We start from the raw sequence: 19,670 nt of genomic DNA, 5'->3' as shown, positions 1-19,670 counted from the left end.
GGACACCGTCATGCGCACCTTTCTGATGATCCTCGCTATTTCTCTTCTCGGATGTGATTCCGTGGTCGACGCTCTTGAGGACGAGCCGCCGTCCGAGGTAGAGATCACCCCCAGTCAGATTACCGCCTTTGTGAGCTTCAGCGCCAGCGAGTCGGGACCGGGCTTCGCCCTGGTCGGGCTTGCTTCCGCAATCGCGGGCGTGGAGCTCCGCGTCGAGGGCCGCGAGATGGAGGACCTCCCCGGCTGCACTGGCGAAGGCTGCGGGGCCATGCAGTTCCTGGCCCCCCTCGACGTGGTGCCCGGCAACGTCTACCGCTTCGAGTTGGAGCTGCCTGGTGGGACCATTTACGGCTTTTCCGCAGCAGCTGCCGACATCGACATTCGTGACGTTGACCAGCTGACTGAGCACAGCCTTTCCTCAGACCTGGGCATCTCCTACACGTCCGGCGCGAGCCAGATTGTCTGGACGGCTACCAAAGGTCTCGGTGCGCCGGGTGCCTCCGGACTCTGCGGTGACGGCCTGTGCACGATAGGGTCCGCGGATCTGCAGCAGGCATTTGATGCGGGAGATCTGATCACGGTCGATCTCATGGTCTCCGAGTTCGGACCCCTCGGCGAGGGCTTCACGGCTGAGAGTCAGGTCGGCACCATCTATACGGTGTCCAGAACGGTCAAGCTGACCTCGTGAGGCATTGACGGGTGGCGCTCGGCCTCAGATCGTGGCGCGCAGCCCCTCGATGCGCTCCGAAATCGCCTCAAACTGCTCCTCGGCCCATCGGTAGACGTAGTCGTCCCCGGCGGGCGTGTGCACCTGGGCGTAGTCTTCGATGGTCTTGGCGCCGCGGTGGTCGTCCCTGGCTTTCGACGTCAGGACCGCTGCTAGCCGATCGCGCTCGGCTGCCAGGTACAGGTCCAGCAGTGTTCCCGGCTCCGTGGCAGTCGCAAAGCGCGTGAGGTAGGGCACCTGCTCGGGGTGCGGTGCGCGGCCGCCTGATTCCCACATCCGGCAGAACTCGCGTAGACCATACCAGCGCAGCGTGGTCTGGTATGCACTGCGCCCGGATTCCAGATCGCGGTGATCAACGAGGTTGGCTCCGAATCCGCGCAGGTCGTGTCCACTGTACTGGGCCTGTTCAGGAAGCCCCTCCAGTGCCCTGAGAGCGAGGTCGATCTGCACCATGATCTCTGGTCGAAACGCGTCGGGATCGATGAGCCCGCGCGTGGCCCGGTTGCGCGTGGAGAACTTCCACACGTTGCGCATGATGCCGTACATGTTGCGGGCCAGCCCCCATCCCGGAAAGAGCCTGTTGGGTCCATCGGGCGCTGATCCCGGCACGATCAGCGAAAACGGCATCGTCATGCGCTGTGGCGCCGTATCGACGCCGGTCGCGACAATGGTGTAGGGAGCCGCGCTGAAATCGGCCGGCATCTTGACGTTGATGCCGAGACCGAAGAAGGTGCCTTCACCCGGGTGCACCTCCTGATCGGGCGCACGGCCGGTATGGTTGGAGCCCACGTTGGCGCCGTAGCCCACGTTTCCTCTTCCCTCAGGCCAACAGGCGGAGACAAGCAGGGCATGGTGATTGAACCCCGTGAAGGGCCCCACGACGGACGCCGAAACCTCGCCTTCCGCGATGGACGTGTTCGGGCCGATGGCTGAATGCGTCACGATGCCCTTGCGGGTCACGCTGCTCGCTTCTGCCAGAAGGCTGTCTTCGACAAACGCGCCGTCCTCTGCGACGGCGTTCCATTGCAGCAGCGCATTTCGAACGATGGCCCCTGCGCCAATCCGTGCGCCGGGCAAGAGCGTGGTGCCGGTGACTGTCTCGGCGCTGATCACCACGCACCCCGGCCCTACAAAGGTGCCTGAAACCCGCCGGCATCCGGATACACGCGCACCGGCGCTGATGACTGTGCGGCTCATGCGACACGCGTCGAGATAGCCGGCGACGACGCCTTCCAGCGCGGCCAGAACCTCGGCGTCGGGACGGGGGCGGACCAGACGGGCCAGATCCTCGAACAGGAGGTCGGCGACCACCGGAATGCTTCGGTCCGCGTTGGCGGCGTTCAGGCCTACCCGGACTCCGTTGCCGAATGTGCAGTCCCTGATGGCGATCACCTCGTCGCAGTCGGCAACCAGAGCGCCGGGACCGACCACGGTCCCCGCCATCAGCGATACGTTGGAAACCCGTGCGCCGTCCTCGATCAGGCAATCGGCCAGGGTGGCGTCGAACACTCCGGACTTCAGCGCGACACCCGAACGATCCACGGTGGTGTAGAATCGGCCGAGCACCACATCGCCCGAAAAGTGCACCCGTTGTACCCGGTTGGGGTTGAAGTCATCCGGCACCAGGACGCGTGCCCAGTCATCGGCCGAGCATGCGTTCGCTTCCAACTGCACGATCTCGGTGTCCAGAATGGCCCGCACTGCACCGGTGTGCGGGACCTCAAGCCACGTGGGGACTCGCGGAAAGGATGCCAGGAAGCGGAAGGGGTCCACGTCAGACCAGGTAGTCTTCGTCGGCGATGGCGATGCGCGTGCCCTCCCTGACGGCGCGCCTGGTTGCATCGGCCAGGACCACCATCGCAAAGCCAAGGTCCTGACCGGCCATGGCGGGGTAGGGGCCGAAGAAGAAGTTGTCTGAGAAGGCCTTGAAACCGTGCCAGATCGGGTCCTTGCGATTGGGATCGTCGTCCGTCGCGTCCTGGCCCAGCGCATCGAGCTTTGTGGCGTTTGCCACCAGCGCCACACCGGTCTCCTTGTAGAACTTGTCCTTGCGCGCGTAGACCTCCCAGCCGAGCATGGGCGCATCGACCTCCTTGAACATCCAGCCCTTCTGATCCCGCATCATGATGGTGGAGAAGGAGCCGTAATAGTTCTCGTAGGCGGCATCAAATGAGGATGCCAGCGTCGCGTTATACATGAGGTTCGCACCGCTGGGGAAGGTGTAGACAGCCTGTTCGGTGTCCGGCACCTGCCGGCCGTCTGTCCACAGCAGCGTGGACCCGAATCCTGCGACGGAGGTGGGCATGCCGCCCATCATCCAGCAGACGGCGTCAATCTGTCCGAGGCCTGCCTCACCGATGAGTCCGAGGCTCAGGTCGGGATCAAGTCTCCAGTTTTGAGCGATTTCCCGCTCACGGTTGGGGCTGGCCCGACGCCAGGACTCCTTGGTGTTCCACTGGGCGCGGGCCATGACGGCGTCGCCGATGGCACCACTCCGGATGAACTGAAAGACGGAACGGTACTGCGGTTCGGAGCGCAGGTGAAGGCCGACCTGGAAGATCTGATCCGGATGCTCGTTCGCCGCCTGGGCGATGGCCCGGGCATCTTCGACGGTGTGGGCCATCGGTGACTCACAGTAGACGTGCTTGCCTGCCGAGAGCGCATCGATCACCACCTGTCTGTGCTGGTGGGTTGGGGTCGCCACCAGGATCGCGTCGATGTCGGGGTTCGAAAGCAACTCCGTGTAGTCCTCATGCCTCGTGGCGTCGGGGTGCGATCGCTGGGCGCGGCGCAGCATGGGGCCGTATGTGTCGCAGATCGCGGTAAGCTGCATCTCCGGCAGATCGTCAAGCTGCTCCGCGATGTTGCGTCCCCAGGTGCCGAATCCGATCAGCCCGCATCGCACGACCTCATCCGGGGGGGGGCGACGGGTGAACTCGGGACGGTCTGCCACGATGCGGTACGCGTCTCGCACACCGACCAGGCCTGCGATGCTTCCGAGGGATGTCTTCTTGAGGAAATTCCTGCGATCCATGTAGTTACAATTGCCTGGGTCCGGCGTGCTCCGTTACCGGTCCTCTGAGTGGCTGGTGTGAGTGTCCTGGGGCGGCCGCTGTGAGCTGTTCAGGCCGGCGCGCGGCGGGCATACACAAACATACGCCACTGGCTGGCGCGGTTCCGTGCTCTGACGCGCGTCTGCCGCAGCGCTGACACGACCGTTCACCGAATTGGAAGTGGAAAATCCGACGCGTTTTAACGAATATTCGTGGGCGGTCAGGCCAGCCCGCTCCTTGGTCTCCCAGCCTACGTTTTCCTGTGCACCCCTCGATTGACCCAGGCTCCCTGCGCGCCCAGTTCCGGGCTGCCGTGGATACGAGTGGCGACGCACGACTGCGGACTGATCTGGTGTTGCGGGCTGCGGACATGGGGCAGGCGCTGGTAAGGATGCGGCGCCGTTCTGGCAGATGGGCATTCCTGGATACCGCTCTCGATGATCGCGATGTGGCTCTGGATGCCTTGGCCGAGGCGTTCCAGACTGACGCTGCGGGATGCATGGTGCGCATCGCATCGTACCTGGAGGCCATCGATTGGAAGCGACTGGATGATGAGCAATTGGTGACCGCTCTCCGGCGCTTTGTTTTTCGCAAGGTGGAGGACGGCGTGTACCGCATGTTTCAGGAGCGTGACCCGCAGTTGTCCCGCATGATCCGATCCCTTCGGGGCGCGGTTGAACGACGAAGCGATGTGCAACTGGTACGGTTCGAACGCAGGCAGTGGGTTTGTCTGACCGGTAGCCTGCCCAGTCACAACGGTTCGCCCATTCCGGTCGAGTTGCTGGAACGCCGGCTGGTAGTTCGGGAAGGCCATCGGGGCACCGAGCTGTTGGAGGCGACCGTTCGTGTGCTGTCGAACCAGTCGATGCATCTGCCGGCCGTCCCGGTCGTTTCGCTCGCGTTGGCCATTCGCGCGTCACTCGCTCGGCTCCAGCGACCGGAGCCGCCCGCGACGACCCCGGCGGAAGAGGCGCAGTGGCAGGAAGCGGTAGTTCGCGCGACAACGGCGGTCAGCCGTGGTCTGCGCGAATCGTACGCCGGCAAACTCCCCCAGGAGTGGCTGGAGCGTTACGCTCGTGCAGCGCAGTTGGTGCTGCTGCAGGGGTACCGGCATTCCGAGGCCGTTGGACATCAAATTCCAGGCGCCTCAGCGAACTACCGTGATCAGCATCGAAAGGTCTTCGAGTATATTCTCCGCAAGACCCGGTCGAAACTGGCCGCATTCTACAAGTCGGACGCGTCTGCACTTTCCTCGATGTGAGGGGACTTTTGTGAGGATGGCACACGCGCGTCGGGGAATGGCCCCGGTAACGTGCTATGTCGGAGCTGGACGAACATATCATCGAAGTCTGGATCAGAAATCCTGAATCGCTGCCGGCTGCGCAGCAAGAGGAGATCTCCAGAAACGTAGAACGCTTTCCCGAGTGGCGCGAGGTGGCGGACTACTGGCGCGAGTTCTACCGCGTACTGGGGGCCGTGTCCAGGGAGCAGCCCCGGACCGCGCCTGCGTCGGCGATGAAGCTGGTGCGCAGCCAGGCGGCCTCTGCGCCACCGGCCCGTTCCATGGCCGCGGCAGATGTATCGGAGTTCGCCATCCGCGAGCTGGGCACGTTTCTGTCTGAAGACGGGTCCGTGGCGGTGCGATGCCTCCTTGACGAGGATCGGTCCGAGGTGCTGGTTCGCGTTATCGCGCCGCGCGGCTCCGGTCGTGTCAGGGAAGTATTGCTTCCGGTTTCCGACTCCGTGGTTTCCATCGATGGAAGAGGTCACGGGTCTGTGGCTGTTTCGGAGTCGCTCGTCCGCGCTTTGTCTTCAGGCGAGGAGACCGTAGAAGTGCGAATGGACTAGGGAGATGGCCGGACACTCGCTGAGTGAGACGCAGGCCGCCTACAAGTCCTTGCGGGATGCGCTTGAGAGTGAGCCGTCCGACCGCATGAAAGTGTTTCTGGTTGCCAGATTCCTGCTGGATCTGGCACCGTGGCCGGAAGTGCGCGGCGCCTACGCCGAAGAACTGCTCTCGATGCTTCCGGCGGAGCTTTCCGCCTCCGAACTCCGGGGTGCGGACCCGGAAACACTGCTGACGGTCTCTGACGTCATCGAGGCGGCTGCACTCGGCATCGGACGGGATGCCATCGGAGAGTTGCGATGCACCCGGATCTTCCGACTGGTGGAGCAGCTTTCGGCGGCTGCCTCTCGTTCCGATCCCGGGCGCAGTGGTTATCCATCCGTGTTCGTGCCGCTGCGCGAACCGGTACCGACGGAAGCACCGTTCTTGGACCTGCGGGTTGAGCGGTTCGAGTTGCGAGCCATGCACCGCAGTGCCGGTATGCAGGACGATGTGGCGCTCCTGGGCGCACTGCTGGACGCCTCGGCTCACGTGGTCGCGGGGGTGAGGAAACCCGCGCTCGCTGCCCGCAATGCCCTGCAACTCCCCGGCCGGCTGCGTTTCAAGGGGGTTGTTGCAACCGAGTCGGGCACCAGACTTGAACCGGCCGAGTTGTCCGGGCTTGGGCTTGGTCTGCTGGTCGCGGCTGGAATGAGTCGCGAAACATCGGGGACCGAGCGGCTGAGAATGCGACCCCATGTCGCTGCCTGCGGCACGCTGGAAGCCGACGGCACTATTGGTGCCCTGCCCGACGACTTTGTGTCTGCATGTGCCCGGGCTGCCCTGCACGCCGGCGCAAGTGTGCTTGTCGTGCCCCAGGTCCACGAAGAGTTGGTCCGACAGGAGCTTCGGCTTGTTGCACCGGATTGGCCGGATCGCAGCATGCATGTGGTCTCGGCGCACAAACTGGACACCGTGCTGCACGACGCCCGTGTGTTTGAGCGGCGAAAGATCGGGATGTGGCAGCGATTGTTCGCCTGGTTTGGGGAGCGCAAGCGCAGCCTTGCTGCTCTGGCGGTGCTCATCGTCCTGGCCCTGTTCCTCTCCTGGATGGAGTTGGGTCCCAATCCAGTGCTGAGGGCGGTGGCTCCGGCCGCGGAACTGGGAGCCGTCTCCGGATCCGGTGAAACTGCCCGGTTTGTCAGTGTGGTGGAGGTGTTTGCTTCCGGGGACGGGCACGGGGTGGCCGGCACGCTGGATCTCGGCCGATGGGTGGGCTTCGTTGACTGGCACGGTACGCGGCTGTCGATGCCTTCCTACAGGGGTCCCGGCCGAACTCTGGTGAACGCCGGAGAGCAGCCCGCCATCGAGGATGTTCAGGGCACGGCAGGCTCCGGCCTCCTGGTTGTGGGCACGACCTCGGTCTCCGGGAGTCGCCGGGGTTTCTGGGCCGAAGTCGGCCCCAATGATCGAGAGGTCGACGGCCGCATCTTCGCTGAGCCGGGCACCGAGTTCAATGCGCTGTGCCGGGATGGCGGGTCGGTGCTGCTTGTAGGATCCGTGTGGGGTGACGGATTCCCCATGGCGGCAGTCTGGTCGATGGACGAGGAGGCTGGAGAGCCGGTGCGACGCTCCCTGACAGGGGTGCCAGCGCATTCATCAGGATTGGTTTGCCATGCCGACTCGGGTGAGTTGTTGATCGGGGGATGGCGCCAGGATGGAGGGAGGAGAATGGCCTATCTGGCCAAGGTGGAGGGTGGCCAGGCTGGAGAGATCCCGCTGTCGTGGAGCGCGCTGTCTCGGGAGCAGGTCGACGCGCTGATTCCGCTGCCGGACGGTGCTGTAGCCGTAGTCGGACCCGCGCGGTGGGGGATCGACAGCCACTTGATGGTGCAGAGACTGACGCCGGATCGGCGCCTGGATGCCCGGTTCGGCATCGATGGACTCTACTCGGACTTTATAGGGAAAGCTACCCGGGTCGCGCCGGCCGCAGTGAGTCTGGGCGACGGCAGACTTGCGTTGGCCTTTTCGACGAGAGACTATGGCAACCCCGAGGAACCCGAACCCAAACCCCACTTCGACGGCGTGGCCACGATTCTGACTGCGGACGGGAGGCTAGAAGGGTCCACTGTGTTGGGGGAGACGGCGAGCTTCCACCTTTCTGCCATGACCGCGCGGGGAGACAGTCTGATACTGGTGGGCATTCAGGAGGACCGGTCTCGCGCCGTCCTGCATGCCGTATCCCAGGCGGGGATCAGGCAGTGAAAACCACAGTGCACATTCCGGTCGTGGAGCGGGCTTCCGGTCGCGGAGCCGTGATCTCTCTCAGCTGTACCTGCGTGCCCTCCCGGGACGGGCAAAACTCCCTGCGTGTGTCGGGATTGACTGCTCGGCCGGGGGCATTCGACGCGGTGCTGGCCAATCTCACAGACGCGGGCGCGTCCGACACTCCAGGTCGGCAGTGGCTGCTCGAGTCGGCCGGCAGCGATCTTCCCGTTTCCGGCCGGAGTGCGCGACTTGGCATCGCGGTGGCGGCGTTCCTGGCCGCCGACCAGGCGTCCCCCTCGTCGCGGGTGCTTGTCCAGAAACAAAAGATTGCGTTTACCGGGGACCTGAGCCCGTCGGGACACATCCTGCCGGTTGATAGCGGTACGCTTCCCGCCAAGGCCGCTGCCGCCAGCCAGGCCGGTTGCGCGGTCCTGGTGGTGCCGCCGTCTCAGGTCCAGGACGTGAGCGGAGCGTCGGGGGTCACTCTGATTTCCGCCGGCACGTTCCAGGAGTTGCTGGAGAACCCGGAGCTCTTTGCCCGTCGGGCAAGAAGCGTGGCCAGCCGAGCCAGGCGCCGTCCCGTGCTGGCGGCGGCGGTCGGCACCCTGCTCATCGCCCTTCTGGTACTTGGCGGGGTCGGCGTGTCCCCGACGGGCACGCGGCCGCCTACGGTTCTGGAGCGATTCGGCCCAACCGGGATTGGCCTGTTTGCCGGCAATGCCCAGCGATTCAACTGGGTGCGGAGAATCAAACAGTTTCCCAATGGAGACCTGCTTCTGGTCGGAACTGGTGCCTCCGAAGTGGGCGGTCCCATCTCCCAGTTTGTTGCTCGACTGAATCCGGACGGCAGCCTGGTGACGGGTTTTGGTACCGATGGCTTTCGCCACTGGCGGCAGGGGGAAAACACTAACGGGCTGGATGTCGTGATGGAGCCCGATGGCAGCTTTGTAGTCGCCGGGACTGCCAAAATGACGCTGGCGGGCGACTTCAGTCTGACCAAATACCTCCCGGACGGCTCGCCTGATCCGGACTTCGGAGACGGCGGATTCGTGTGGACACACGTGGCGTATCACACCGATCGGCCCTACGCCATCCGGCGGCAGCAGGACGGCAGGTTCGTCGTCGCCGGGGACGCCCACTCGGGGGTGGATTACGATTTCGCGATCGTGCGCTACCTGCCGGACGGGAGGCTGGATGACTCGTTTGGAGCGGATGGCGTGGTCATCACTGACATTGACGGCCTGGACGGCATTGCCGGGTTGGCGCTGCTTCCGGACGGAGGTATTGTTGTCTCAGGGTGGTCGGGATTCAGGGCCACCGTCGCGCGATACACCCGGGATGGCGCGCTCGAGGAATCCTTTGGATCGGACGGGTTTGTCCGCCTGGCCGCCCCGGCTGATCGGGAAGAGAAACTGACGGAACTGGCGATCGGACCGGACGGATCGATTGTCGCCTCGGGCTTTTCCAGACTGCAGGACTCAGACTATCGCATGCTGGTGGTCCGGCTGGACCAGCAGGGAAATCTGGACTCCCGGTTCGCCGATTACGGGGTTGCCAGACTGCAGGTGGGGGGGGTGTCGGACGGGGCCCATGACCTCGCCATTTCGCCAGACGGCTCCGTGACCCTGGTCGGGTATACCGAGTCGGTTCGCGGAGACAGCGACCTGTTGATCGTGCGACTTGGTCCAGAGGGGCGGGTCATGGAGGCTGCCACGAGCACGCTTGACATCGCACATGGCGGGGAAATGGGCTACGACCTCGAGATGCTTGATGACGGTACGCTGCTCGTCGCGGGCGTATCGCGGAGGCCGGATGTATCGGAGATGGTGCTGCTGCGGGTGCCGGTGGAGGCTGACCGGTAAAAAAGCCTTGGGGGTGTCGTCCGGGCTGGGCTCATCCCCCGGCAAGTTGCCACGGCCCGGAGTGCTCCGTGATGCGGTTCTGCGAGTAGCAGAGCGTATGCGTGTCTTCGAACGCCGGGCCGCGAGTGCCGGTCACGAGGAGAGCGGTGGAGAGCGCATCGGCCCGGGCCGCAGCAAGATTGCCCCTGTACGTGACTGCAGCGGCCAGTTCCGTGTGGGACACAGCCTTTCCGCTGCGCGGATCCATGATATGTCCTTTCCAGCCGTCGTCGGTTTGTTGCCCCCGGTTGTAGATGCCTGACACGCTGAGACAGGCATTGACCAGGGGCATGCGGGCGATGAGCTCTCCGGCCCGATCAGGCACGGGGTGCGAAACCCCGATGGTCCAGGGGCGCACGCCATCCGAACCGAGGGCCACTGCAGTGCTCGTGCCGCCGTGCAGGAGGGCGTTCCGGGCGCCGGCCTCCAGCATGATCTCCGCGGCGAGGTCCAGGGCATAGCCCTTGCCTATGGCCCCGAGGTTCAGGAGCGTTTGCGGCGACGTGAATCGCACCGTGCGGTCCTCCAGCACCACGGAATCCATGCCGGCCGGGGACTCCGACGAATCCGGCGCTACGGTCGGGTCGAAGGCACCACCCGACGCCTGATGCAGACTCTGGGCAAGCTGCAACAATTCGTAGATCCTGGCGGGCACCTTTACGGGCTGCTGGGCGGCGCGTTGGTTGATGCGACTCACCACGCTCTCCGGCACGAACCAGGAGAGCTGTTGTTCTACCCGATGAACCTCTCGTATGGCTTCCTCCGCCGCTGCGCGCATGCGCACCGGGTCGCCGTCCACCACGATTTCAAAGCGTGTGGCCATGGCGTGGGCCGCCAGGCGCACACGTTCAACGGGCATCAGGAGGCCTCTAGCGTACCGTAGGTAATGGGTTCGATGACGCGACCCGATCCGGTGCGAACTTCCCGAGTGGCCTCATCGAAGTGCATCATTTCACCGAGGCGGTCCGACATTTCGGCCAACGAGATGATGGTCTGGGCGCGCATAGCCACCTCGATATTGCCGTTCGGAGTGCCGTCATTCCGGATCGCTTCCAGCCAGTCTGACACGTGGGCCGGGATACTAACGCCTGGCGTGATGTTCTCGACGGTTTCCTGATCCACCAGGTCCGCGAACGGGCGCTCAGGGCGCAGCTCAACAGATCCGCCACTGCCGAAATACAGCGTGCCCTCGTTGCCGCGAATCACGGAGCCGAGGCCCTGCTCATTCACTGTGGCACCCGCGATGATCATGTTCAGCCCGCTGGGGAATTCAGCGATGAGCTGGGTGTTGTCATTAACCGACCTGTCGTCCGGGCCGACGGTCGCATTGGTGATCTTCTTGTTGCCAAGGCTGACCACGCGACTCGGGAATTCCGGGTTGCCGGTGGCAATCAGCATGGGGTGGACGCGGTGCGCGAGAAGGTCACCCAGGATGCCCGCGCAGTACGGGTAGTACTTGCGCCAGCGGTGGTAGTGCTCGCGGTTGAAGGCGATCTTGTTGTTGACCGGCCCCAGCCATTTCATCCAGTCGAGTGTCTCCGGCGTGACGTCCTCTTCCAGGCCGTAGTAGTTCCACTCTCCATTGGGGGTATTCCGCATGTAGGAATCCTGGGCCAGCACCAGCTGCCCGATCATCATGTTGCGGATCATCTCGGCGGCCGTGTGCCAGGTGCCCTCAGTGCAATACTGAGAGCCGATCTGGAATTTTTTCCCGGTGCGTTGCACCGCGTCGTAAACGGCGAAGCCTTCGTCCAGGTAGCGCGTCATCGGCTTTTCGCAGTAGACGTGCTTGCCCGCATCCAGGGCATCGATCGCCATCTGGGCATGCCAGTGGTCTACGGCGCCGATCATGACGGCATCGATGTCGTCGCGGTCCAGAATGGCGCGGTAGTCCTCGTACACTTCTGTCGTGACGTCTCCGGCACCGCGATTCTGGCGGGCGTACTCCATGAGCTCCTTCGCGCGATCCCGTCGACCCGAATACAGGTCACAGGCAGCCACAGAGACCGCGTTCAGGTCGTAATTGTGGAAGGTCTCGCCGTTGCCGTCTGCGTTGGAGACGGTGCGCATGTGGGCGTTGAACCCCTGGCCGCCAACCCCAAGGTGTCCGATCACCAGACGATCATTCGCACCCAGCACGGAGCCGGTTGCCGGGACCCAGTTCGTGCGAACCTTGCTTGCGGCTTTTGCGGTCTTGACGCCCGCCATGGCGGCAGTGGCGACGACAGCGCTCTTTTTCAGGAAGTCGCGGCGGCCTTCATTGGCGCCGTTGGAACCGTTGTCCATGGGGCTGAATTGGATCGGGTGAGGTGCTTGAGGGTGCCGATCAGTTGCGGCGAGCCCTCAAGATAACCGTCAAACCCTGAAACAGGCTATGCTGCGATTCCTGCCCCTACTGATTATTGCGCTCATGGCGCTTCCTGCATCCGCACAAACGCTCACCGTCCAGGAGGGGTCGACGCTCGAGATTGACGGATCGTCGAACAAGAGCGACTGGACCGTCAAGGCTTCGTCGTTCGCCGGCACCTTCGAGATGGCCGAAGGCAGCGTGGTTTCCGCAGAATTCGTGGTTGACGCGACGACGATCAAGGGCGAGAGCGGGGTTATTCAGGACCGGCTGATCACGCGCGCGCTGAAGACGCCTGCAAACCCGGAGATTCGCTTCGTGCTTTCTGAGGTGGCCGGCAGTCAGGCGGTTGATGGCGGTTTGCTGCTTGCGACAAAAGGCACGCTGGAGATTGCCGGCGTCGAGCAGGAAGTCGAAATGGATGTGCTGATGGCCGCTGTCGACGGCGGTGTACGCTTTACCGGCTCCCAGGAGGTGTCCATGACGGACTACCGGATCCAGCCGCCAAAGGCCATGTTCGGCGCCCTGGTGGTCTCGAAGGACGTGACGGTTCGCTTTGACGTGCTGGCCGGAGGAGTGCCGGCAGGGGACTGACGGCTACTGCTTGATGCCGCGCCACTGGTCATTCCAGACCAGGGTCATGGTGCCGTCGTCGGCCGTTTCCAGGCGCACGCGATCCTGATCGGTTCGGGCGTGGAGCTCGTTTGCTGACGTGGGCACCATCGTGGCATACTGTCCGTCCCACTCGGAGGTGAGTCGGAAGGTGCCGTCTTCGTGTTCGACGGTCACCAGTCCGGGCTCGTAACGGTACTGGCCGACAAGAGCGGCGACCTCATCGTCCGTAAGCGCGGTCGTTTCCAGGCGCTGGGGCTCGAAGCCCTCCCAACCGTACTCGCGGGCGGCGGTCAGCAACATCTCGTAGGCCATCGTTCCGCCACTGTCTGAGTTGGTCATGATGGCGATGCCGCCGCGACCATCCTGGAACGTCATCAGGTTGCAGCGGAATCCTTCATTGGCACCACCATGGCCGAACTTGAGGCCGTCCTCAGAGATGCTCGGGCCCAGACCATGACCACCCGGACCTTTGGTAAGCATGGTTTCGACCGTCTCGGAATCCAGAATGGTGCCCGCACCGGCTCTGTCATTCATGATGGTCATCGACCACCGGAGCAGGTCTGAGGGTGTGGTCCAGAGGCCGGCCGCGGCCATTTCGGGGTAGACGTGCCAGTTTCCGTCGACGACGGCGCCACTGGACCGGTAGCCGGTTGCTGCCGCGTCATACAAACGCTCAGGTAGCGGTTGCCAATAGCCGCTGCTCGTCATGCCGGCGGGCTCCAGCACCCGGGCCTGCAGGATGTCTGGAAACGACTGGTTAGCCGCCTCGGCCATCGCCAGCTGCATGATGGTGTACCCGCCGCCGGAGTATTGCCAGCTTTCGCCGGGGGTCTTGTAGACCCGGACGGAGTCCGTATTGCCCTCGCCGTCCAGCACCTGTGCGGTCGTTGGCAGGGACTCGTCCCGGTTGTAGCCCGGAAATCCCCAGACGGTGAGGCCGGCCGAGTGCTCGGTGATGCGGCGCAGGGTCACCTTTTCGTCCCGGGTGAACGCGTTGTCAGGTAGCGACCACGATGTGAGGTGGTCATTGATGTTACCGTCCAGCGTCAGCAGGCCGTCTTCGACCATGTCGTGCATGGCGGTTGCAGCGACGGGCTTGGAGATTGAAGCGGCCTGGAACAGGGTCTCCGTGGTGGCCGCGCGGCCGGAGGCGCTGTCTGCGATGCCCCAGGCCCGGGCCCAGGCGATCTCGCCGTCCAGGAGTACAGCCACGCTCAGGGCGGGCACGCCGAGTTGCTGCATGCGCTCTTCCAGGGTCGGCCCGGCTTCATCGTCAAAAATGCGTGCCTTGACGACCTCAGACTCGAGGCGGGTAATGCTCTCGGCGTGCGGATCCGTTCCGCATGCGGCTAGAGCGAGGAGAGCGAAAAGGGGCAGATTGCGCATGGGTCAGCCTCCGGCAGCGTCCAGGGTCGCGAGGATCACGAATATCATCATGACGATGGCCAGGATGATGAAGTAGGCCAGGAAGGCGATCGCCAGGCAGAGGGAGGTCTTGAGCACGCCCTTGGCCCCCTCCTGATGAAAGCCCAGGGAGGCCACGGCGAACAGTACGAAATAGCCCCCGATGCCGATGGTGCTGTGCAGAATCGGGGATATGCGGAACGTGATGGGCAGTATCAGCCCTGTGAACAGCGTCCAGTGGCCAATCACAAACAGGGAAAAGACGAACTGCTCGGCGAGATTGAAGCCGCCTCTGTTCTTGCGCATGAACAGGCTGAGCAAGCCGGCCATCGCGAACGCAAAGAACAGGCCCATGTACGAGTAGGCAGCGGTCACCGAGCGCAGCATGACGGCCGCGAGTTGCGGAACCGGATCCTCGACGTTCCAGAGTTCGGCATAACCCGCAGGGACTCCGCTCCCATGTCTCCCATGGTCTCCATCTGAGAGCGAAGCTGGTTCTGGAGATAGGCCAGATAGCCGTCCTCGATCAGGTTCAGCGCCAGGAGCTGCACGGCTGCCGCGATCAGCCAGTAGGACAGTGGATTCGTGTACCAGGCTCGTTTGCCCTCGACGAACCGCCTCGGGACGTCTCCTGGCTCCCGGAACATGCCGACCAGCGTGAGCAGGAAGCCTCGGTCCATACTGAACATGCGGCTGGCCGCATACTGAAAGAATCCGCGCATGGTGAGGCGACCGGTGTCCGGTTGGCCGCACGTGTGGCAGAATGCGCCTTCAAGGCGGGTGTCGCAGTTGGGGCAGTGACGCATGCAGGGAGGGGTGGGGCCAGGTGCGGTGCCTGAACGCAATGTGCCAAGTCACCGGTTCCAATGATTCTCGGCAGATCGTGGGGCGGGGGTGCGGAGCCCATCGCCCGAAAAAAGGTCAATTTTGACTATGGTGCCCGCGCGTTGAAGCGGATAGTTTTTTCTCAATCGACTGGCACAACATGGAAGAGAAGTCGCAGGATCTCTCGATCGACTACGACACTCCGGTAGTGGCTCGCTTTGCGAGCTATCTCGAAGGCGTCCTGATCTCGCACACGGTGGTGATGTGGTTCAATCTGGCGCGGAACGCCGGGTTGTCGTACGACGATTCGCTGGATCTATTGGCGCGCTATCTGCCGTTCTCGCGAACCACGATAAATCGGAGATTGAAGGACTGGGCCCAGCAGGACTCTTTCCTGAAGCTTTCTGAGTCGGACCAGTACTTGCCGTTTGTCACAAACACAGAGGGATGGCCGAACGAAATCCGCCGTTTCATGGCTGAATTGCAGGAATTACAGGCCGAACCGGAGAAATGAGAAAGGCCACTTCCAAAGGTTTGGCAGGGGTTGGCGGAGTTGCCCGGAGTTCGTAATTCCCACTACGCGGGTTGCCGCACATTTTGTTCGCCGGGGCCATCAGAGTTAGTAGTCGGGCCCCAGGCTTTACGTCATGCTGGGGGGAGCCATCGGGGAGGTGGCTGACAGCATGGCTGAGGCGGGGCGCTCCATCGGGGGGCGCTCCGCTTCTTTTTTGGGCGATGTTGTACAGTGGGTGAACAAACGAAGACGCAGGAAGCCGACCGTGTCCCTACCTTAGGCAGTTCCGAGAGTCGTCCACTGAAGCGATTGGCGCCACCCACGTGGTGCGACCACCACTGACTCCGTGAAGCCACCAGCACCTTCAGACAAGAAGACGAAAGCCGGCAGACAGCCATACAGCCGCCCCGAGCTGAAGTGCGAGGGCACCCTCGAAGAGCTGACCCAGGCCGAATATGGTGGACTCGACAGGGCCGTCTTCGGCACGCTGTTCGCGATTGCGTCGCCAGGCTTGCCCGGTGCCCCAAGCAGATAGTACTCGCGGAAAGTCGCGAAGCCTGCCCGGTCGGCCGGCAGGTCGTGGACAAAAACTGACAAAAATCCGGACGAAATCGGACAATCGGTTCGCGGGAGTCCGTCAGGCTGTCGCGCAAGGGTTAGGCTCTTACCACAGCCATCGACCTCAGCCGCCGTGTCCTCAAATTCCCAAGACCTGTCCCCACCGAAGATCGACTACGACACTCCGTTGGTGTCCCGCTTCGGGGCCTATCTCGAGGGGGTCCTACTGGCTCACACGGTGGTCGCCTATTTCAGTTTGGCCCGAGCAGCTGGGCTCCCTTTCGAGCACGCGCTGGAAGTTGTCGGCGCACACTTGCCGTTCGGTCGCACCACGCTCACCCGCCGCCTGAAGGATTGGACCCAGCTGGAGACCTTCTTAAAGCTCTCAGCCTCCGGGGACTTTGTAGGGATGATCAGCTTCGATGAGGAGTGGGCCGGGCGATTCCGCTCGTTCTTCCAGGACGTCCAGTCGCGTGGTGACGGCATATGAGTGCGCACTCTCAGAAAACTGGAAGTGCAATGCCGCCTGGGAATGGCGTTCATGAACAGCGCGTGAATCTGCCTGGACTGGTCCCGGTGGTTCAAGCGCGTGAGCCCCTCACCGGTTGCCCTCCAACGCGCGATGGCGCGGGCCTCGCCAGGGATGGCGACCGCAGTTCCAGAAATGTTGTGTCCACGAGTTGCAGGTCCAACCTGAAGCCGCATTTGGCTGCGGTGATGGCGCCGGATCCGACCCAACGGTCGGTCAGGCTGGTGGCGGAGACAGCAATCAGGATGTCGCTCGCGCTTGTGAGGTCGCGACGCCCGGCCGCCTGGGCTTTTGTAGATCCACTATTGAGCGATCGCGATGTCGCGGTCGATTGTCTCGCCGACGCTTTTCGCCGGGATGCTTCGGGGGCTTTGCCCGAGTTCATTGCCTACTTCGACCAGCATGATTGGCGCTCCTGGGAGGAAGAGCAGGTCTTCACAGCCTTCCGGCAGTTCGTGTTCAGAAAGACCCTGGACGGCGTCTATCGCATGCACGGCGAACGAGACCCGCAATTGGCTCGACTCATCCGAAATCTGAAGCTGACCATTGCCGAGTCTGCAGAGGTGGTCCTTTACAAGAAAGGCCAGGTAGCCTGGATTCGGACGTCGGAGGCGCCGGTTGAGAACGCTCTTGAACCGATCCCGCTGGAGTTGTTTGAGCGCCGGGTGTGCGTCTGTGAAGGAGACACGGCTCCTGACCTTTTGGCCTGCACGGTGCGCGTTCTGCGTCACCAGACGTTGTTTGCGCCATCGGTTCCCCTCACCGGCCTGGCAATCGCGCTCCGGAATGCGCTGGCTCGGACCCGACCGGTATCCGGGGAAGCTCAGGAGCCCACTGCGTATAGCAACCTCAGCGCCGACTGGGTGCGCGACGTGATCCGCGCAGTCTCGTCCCGGATGTGGCCGTCGTATCAAGGCAAGGTCTCGCGCCCTGTGTACGAGGCCTACCAGGAGGCGGCGTTTCTCGTTGTTGTCAGGGGTTACTGTCACTCGGCCGCAGTGGCAAGCACGTTGCATTTGACTGCGAAGGAGTATCGCGAGCGGCACCGCAACACGTTTGAATACGTCCTCCGTCAGTTTCGGCGGCGGCTTCGAGCCGAGTACCTTGCAGACCTCTCCGCAGAACGGGCGGGGTGAGAGGACGTGGTGGTGAGCACCCGCCCGGAAACAGTTTCGTAGTGGGGAAGTGCAGGTGCCGGCTCCCCCATGCCCAAACCGGATTCGCATATCCTGGAACTCTGGGTCAGAGATCCCGAGAGGCTGCCCGCCGACGTCAGGGCAAAGGTAGCGCGTCGTGTTGCTCGCTACCCCGAGTGGCGCGAGGCGGCGGATTTCTGGCGTCGCTACTACGAGGAGCTCCGCAATGTGGATGACGAGGAAGCGGCCGACGGTGCAGACGATCTGCTGAAGTAGTCCGCACATTTCGGCAGGTGCGAGGACCTCGTTGAAAGGCTCCCCGCCACCAGACCGTCAGGACCATGACTCGGAAAGCAGGCCCTATTCACCATTCCTCCTTCTCGACCGTTGCCATGCAGGTTCGCATGACGAACATCTGCAACGATGACTGGATGATTGGGAGTGCCTATCGATGTCCCGAGAAATCGCGGAACCGGTCGATGAATTCGGCCAGCAAGTATCGGAGCCGCCCCGAACGTGCGGCGTGTCGGAAGGTGCCGGATTGTTTGTGTTGATGCGTTAAGCATCCGAAAGTCGTGCTGCGGGGAGCCTTGCCTGTCGATGGTTTGGCGGCAGCACGGCAAGGGGCGGGTGCCGGCGGCGCCCGCCCTATTTGCTCTCCTCAGCAGAACAGCGTGATTGCGCGATGCCACCACAGTCGCCGCGCCCCACCTTGCACCACGTTCGTCCCTCAGTTCCTCCCAGTGAGTCCTCAGCCATCCCAATCGCCGCGGCCGGTCCCGGTGCCGATCCGCGCCGCGATGTTCTCCGCTATCCGTGCCAATCCGCCAGACTCACATATCGGGTACCTGGCGCGAGTCTCAATCAGCATGTCAATAGCACTCATTCGAGGAAGGCGCATGCGAGGATTGTGGGCGTTCATAAGCCCGGAGCTGTCGGACCGGGATGTCGCGGTACGATGTCTGGCCGACTCATTTGTTCGTGATGCTGCGGGGCGACTGATTCGACTCGACGCATACCTGGGAGAGCTGGATTGGCGGTCGATGAGTGACGATATGCTTGAAACGGTCTTGCGAAGGTTCGTCTTCCGCGAGACCGACGCCGGGGTCCACAGACTGCACCTGGGACAGGATCCGCAGCTTGTGGGAACCATCGCCAAAGTCAAGGATGCCGTGAGCGTCCATGACCAGCTGGTGTTGAGTCGGAGAGCGGACGGGTTTTGGGTAGAGGATCGGGAGGTGTCGCGAGCCGGTCTTGAACCTGTGCCGCTGGAGTTTCTTGAGGGCAGGCTGAGAGAGTCCAGCGCGCACTCGTTGGCCAGCCTTATCCAGGAGGTGGCCTTGGTCTTGCGAAATCAGTCGCTCTTCCGTCGTGAGATACCGCTATGGGCGCTGACGTTGGTCTTGCGCGTGGCACTCCGTCAGGCCGATCCACCGCGTTGGGAGCTGGAGCCGGACGTCTCCAACAATCCTGGTCCAGGATCTTTATAGCTCCCTGCGAAACTGCACAATCCTGTAGGTCTCCTCGAACCCTACCCGTCGGTGCCAGGCTTGTGCTTCGGTCTCATCCAGACTCGAATCAGACGCAAACTCTGAGCACCCTTGCGCGCGCGCCCAACCCATGGCCGCCTCCAGCAGCTGCCGGCTCAACCCTTTTCCTCGGTGCCCCGGTACGAGGTAGATCCCTTCCAGGTACCCGACCGGTGAGGTCAGGCAGCCGTCCACAAGGTTTCGAAGCGCGACTTCCGCGAATCCGACGACCTCATCGCCCGAAAAAGCGAGAAGGACTTCCTGCTCGTCCCTGGCAAGCAGCGCCGCCATATCTGCGTCGTTGAATGCAGGATCCAGATCGGGAAAGAGTGCGATTCGCAGCTCGCCCCAACGGGAGCGTTCACGGTCGCTGTTACGGTCCAGTGGGCGAATCATGCGGTCAAGCTACGGTGCTGCGGCTTGATTCGACGGCACCCTG

The 19,670-nt window shown here is 63.2% G+C and carries 20 protein-coding genes; 12 read left to right on the top strand and 8 right to left on the bottom strand.

The annotated features are described in order from the left end of the window. Positions 1-10: 10 nt before the first annotated feature. Positions 11-688, top strand: a complete 678-nt coding sequence (locus JJ896_09705) for a hypothetical protein (protein MBO6779914.1) — start codon at positions 11-13, stop codon at positions 686-688. 24 nt (positions 689-712) lie between these two features. On the opposite strand, the gene JJ896_09700 is transcribed toward JJ896_09705, so the two are convergent. Further along, a complete protein-coding gene (locus JJ896_09700; protein ID MBO6779913.1) occupies positions 713-2,500 on the bottom strand; it encodes a DUF4954 family protein in 1,788 nt (595 codons plus the stop codon). Between the two features lies 1 nt (position 2,501). Next, positions 2,502-3,761: a Gfo/Idh/MocA family oxidoreductase gene (locus tag JJ896_09695; GenBank protein ID MBO6779912.1), complete on the bottom strand. Its 1,260-nt coding sequence runs from the start codon at positions 3,759-3,761 to the stop codon at positions 2,502-2,504. Between the two features lie 281 nt (positions 3,762-4,042). Between JJ896_09695 and JJ896_09690 the strand changes: the two genes are divergently transcribed. The 4 genes from JJ896_09690 to JJ896_09675 are packed head-to-tail and all read left to right on the top strand — an operon-like array spanning position 4,043 to position 9,735. Then, positions 4,043-5,041 (top strand): hypothetical protein, encoded by a 999-nt coding sequence (locus tag JJ896_09690; GenBank protein MBO6779911.1) that lies wholly within the window; start codon positions 4,043-4,045, stop codon positions 5,039-5,041. Positions 5,042-5,097: 56 nt separating this feature from the next. Next, positions 5,098-5,628, top strand: a complete 531-nt coding sequence (locus tag JJ896_09685) for a hypothetical protein (GenBank protein ID MBO6779910.1) — start codon at positions 5,098-5,100, stop codon at positions 5,626-5,628. A gap of 4 nt (positions 5,629-5,632) precedes the next feature. Continuing rightward, positions 5,633-7,870: a hypothetical protein gene (locus tag JJ896_09680; GenBank protein MBO6779909.1), complete on the top strand. Its 2,238-nt coding sequence runs from the start codon at positions 5,633-5,635 to the stop codon at positions 7,868-7,870. Next, entirely contained in the window at positions 7,867-9,735 is a 1,869-nt protein-coding gene (locus JJ896_09675) for a hypothetical protein (protein ID MBO6779908.1), read from the top strand. Before JJ896_09680 ends, JJ896_09675 begins: the two co-directional genes overlap by 4 nt. A 31-nt stretch (positions 9,736-9,766) precedes the next feature. Here JJ896_09675 and JJ896_09670 read toward each other — a convergent pair whose 3' ends face one another. Further along, the gene (locus JJ896_09670; protein MBO6779907.1) at positions 9,767-10,633 is read right to left on the bottom strand and encodes an FAD:protein FMN transferase; all 867 of its coding nucleotides are present in this window, start codon (positions 10,631-10,633) and stop codon (positions 9,767-9,769) included. Further along, entirely contained in the window at positions 10,633-12,060 is a 1,428-nt protein-coding gene (locus JJ896_09665) for a Gfo/Idh/MocA family oxidoreductase (GenBank protein MBO6779906.1), read from the bottom strand. The genes JJ896_09670 and JJ896_09665 overlap by 1 nt, the downstream gene beginning before the upstream one ends. An 88-nt stretch (positions 12,061-12,148) precedes the next feature. On the opposite strand from JJ896_09665, the gene JJ896_09660 reads away from it, so the two are divergent. Next, on the top strand, positions 12,149-12,715 hold the full coding sequence (locus JJ896_09660; protein ID MBO6779905.1) for a YceI family protein: 567 nt from the start codon (positions 12,149-12,151) through the stop codon (positions 12,713-12,715). A 3-nt stretch (positions 12,716-12,718) separates the two neighbouring features. Here the strand turns inward: JJ896_09660 and JJ896_09655 are convergent, their stop codons facing one another. The 3 genes from JJ896_09655 to JJ896_09645 are packed head-to-tail and all read right to left on the bottom strand — an operon-like array spanning position 12,719 to position 14,946. Further along, entirely contained in the window at positions 12,719-14,122 is a 1,404-nt protein-coding gene (locus JJ896_09655) for a beta-lactamase family protein (GenBank protein MBO6779904.1), read from the bottom strand. 3 nt (positions 14,123-14,125) lie between these two features. After that, a complete protein-coding gene (locus JJ896_09650) occupies positions 14,126-14,527 on the bottom strand; it encodes a hypothetical protein (protein MBO6779903.1) in 402 nt (133 codons plus the stop codon). Next, positions 14,512-14,946 carry a DUF3667 domain-containing protein gene (locus JJ896_09645; protein MBO6779902.1) on the bottom strand — a complete coding sequence of 145 codons (435 nt, stop codon included), beginning with the start codon at positions 14,944-14,946 and terminating at the stop codon, positions 14,512-14,514. The genes JJ896_09650 and JJ896_09645 overlap by 16 nt, the downstream gene beginning before the upstream one ends. A 179-nt stretch (positions 14,947-15,125) precedes the next feature. Between JJ896_09645 and JJ896_09640 the strand changes: the two genes are divergently transcribed. From JJ896_09640 to JJ896_09615, 6 genes are all read left to right on the top strand, one after another. After that, the gene (locus JJ896_09640) at positions 15,126-15,479 is read left to right on the top strand and encodes a hypothetical protein (GenBank protein MBO6779901.1); all 354 of its coding nucleotides are present in this window, start codon (positions 15,126-15,128) and stop codon (positions 15,477-15,479) included. Positions 15,480-15,825: 346 nt separating this feature from the next. Continuing rightward, on the top strand, positions 15,826-16,014 hold the full coding sequence (locus JJ896_09635) for a hypothetical protein (GenBank protein MBO6779900.1): 189 nt from the start codon (positions 15,826-15,828) through the stop codon (positions 16,012-16,014). 156 nt (positions 16,015-16,170) lie between these two features. After that, a complete protein-coding gene (locus JJ896_09630) occupies positions 16,171-16,527 on the top strand; it encodes a hypothetical protein (GenBank protein MBO6779899.1) in 357 nt (118 codons plus the stop codon). 344 nt (positions 16,528-16,871) lie between these two features. Beyond that, entirely contained in the window at positions 16,872-17,702 is an 831-nt protein-coding gene (locus JJ896_09625; GenBank protein ID MBO6779898.1) for a hypothetical protein, read from the top strand. A 69-nt stretch (positions 17,703-17,771) separates the two neighbouring features. Next, positions 17,772-17,978 carry a hypothetical protein gene (locus JJ896_09620; GenBank protein MBO6779897.1) on the top strand — a complete coding sequence of 69 codons (207 nt, stop codon included), beginning with the start codon at positions 17,772-17,774 and terminating at the stop codon, positions 17,976-17,978. Positions 17,979-18,571: 593 nt separating this feature from the next. Then, positions 18,572-19,192 carry a hypothetical protein gene (locus JJ896_09615; GenBank protein MBO6779896.1) on the top strand — a complete coding sequence of 207 codons (621 nt, stop codon included), beginning with the start codon at positions 18,572-18,574 and terminating at the stop codon, positions 19,190-19,192. Here the strand turns inward: JJ896_09615 and JJ896_09610 are convergent. Beyond that, positions 19,187-19,627, bottom strand: a complete 441-nt coding sequence (locus tag JJ896_09610) for a GNAT family N-acetyltransferase (protein MBO6779895.1) — start codon at positions 19,625-19,627, stop codon at positions 19,187-19,189. The genes JJ896_09615 and JJ896_09610 overlap by 6 nt on opposite strands. Between the last annotated feature and the right edge of the window lie 43 nt (positions 19,628-19,670).

Source organism: Rhodothermales bacterium, from assembly GCA_017643395.1.
Lineage (GTDB): Bacteria > Bacteroidota > Rhodothermia > Rhodothermales > UBA10348 > JABDJZ01.
The sequence above is the reverse complement of the archived record's forward strand: the minus strand, read 5'-3'. Positions and strand labels throughout refer to the sequence as shown.

Coding starts and splice junctions, on each gene's coding strand:
- JJ896_09670 (MBO6779907.1), bottom strand. CDS start 10,633: ATGCCCGTTGAACGTGTGCGCCTGGCGGCCCACGCCATGGCCACACGC.
- JJ896_09610 (MBO6779895.1), bottom strand. CDS start 19,627: ATGATTCGCCCACTGGACCGTAACAGCGACCGTGAACGCTCCCGTTGG.
- JJ896_09655 (MBO6779904.1), bottom strand. CDS start 14,122: ATGCGCAATCTGCCCCTTTTCGCTCTCCTCGCTCTAGCCGCATGCGGA.
- JJ896_09645 (MBO6779902.1), bottom strand. CDS start 14,946: ATGCGTCACTGCCCCAACTGCGACACCCGCCTTGAAGGCGCATTCTGC.
- JJ896_09620 (MBO6779897.1), top strand. CDS start 17,772: ATGCCCAAACCGGATTCGCATATCCTGGAACTCTGGGTCAGAGATCCC.
- JJ896_09695 (MBO6779912.1), bottom strand. CDS start 3,761: ATGGATCGCAGGAATTTCCTCAAGAAGACATCCCTCGGAAGCATCGCA.
- JJ896_09640 (MBO6779901.1), top strand. CDS start 15,126: ATGGAAGAGAAGTCGCAGGATCTCTCGATCGACTACGACACTCCGGTA.
- JJ896_09650 (MBO6779903.1), bottom strand. CDS start 14,527: ATGCTGCGCTCGGTGACCGCTGCCTACTCGTACATGGGCCTGTTCTTT.
- JJ896_09685 (MBO6779910.1), top strand. CDS start 5,098: ATGTCGGAGCTGGACGAACATATCATCGAAGTCTGGATCAGAAATCCT.
- JJ896_09660 (MBO6779905.1), top strand. CDS start 12,149: ATGCTGCGATTCCTGCCCCTACTGATTATTGCGCTCATGGCGCTTCCT.
- JJ896_09680 (MBO6779909.1), top strand. CDS start 5,633: ATGGCCGGACACTCGCTGAGTGAGACGCAGGCCGCCTACAAGTCCTTG.
- JJ896_09615 (MBO6779896.1), top strand. CDS start 18,572: ATGTCAATAGCACTCATTCGAGGAAGGCGCATGCGAGGATTGTGGGCG.
- JJ896_09665 (MBO6779906.1), bottom strand. CDS start 12,060: ATGGACAACGGTTCCAACGGCGCCAATGAAGGCCGCCGCGACTTCCTG.
- JJ896_09705 (MBO6779914.1), top strand. CDS start 11: ATGCGCACCTTTCTGATGATCCTCGCTATTTCTCTTCTCGGATGTGAT.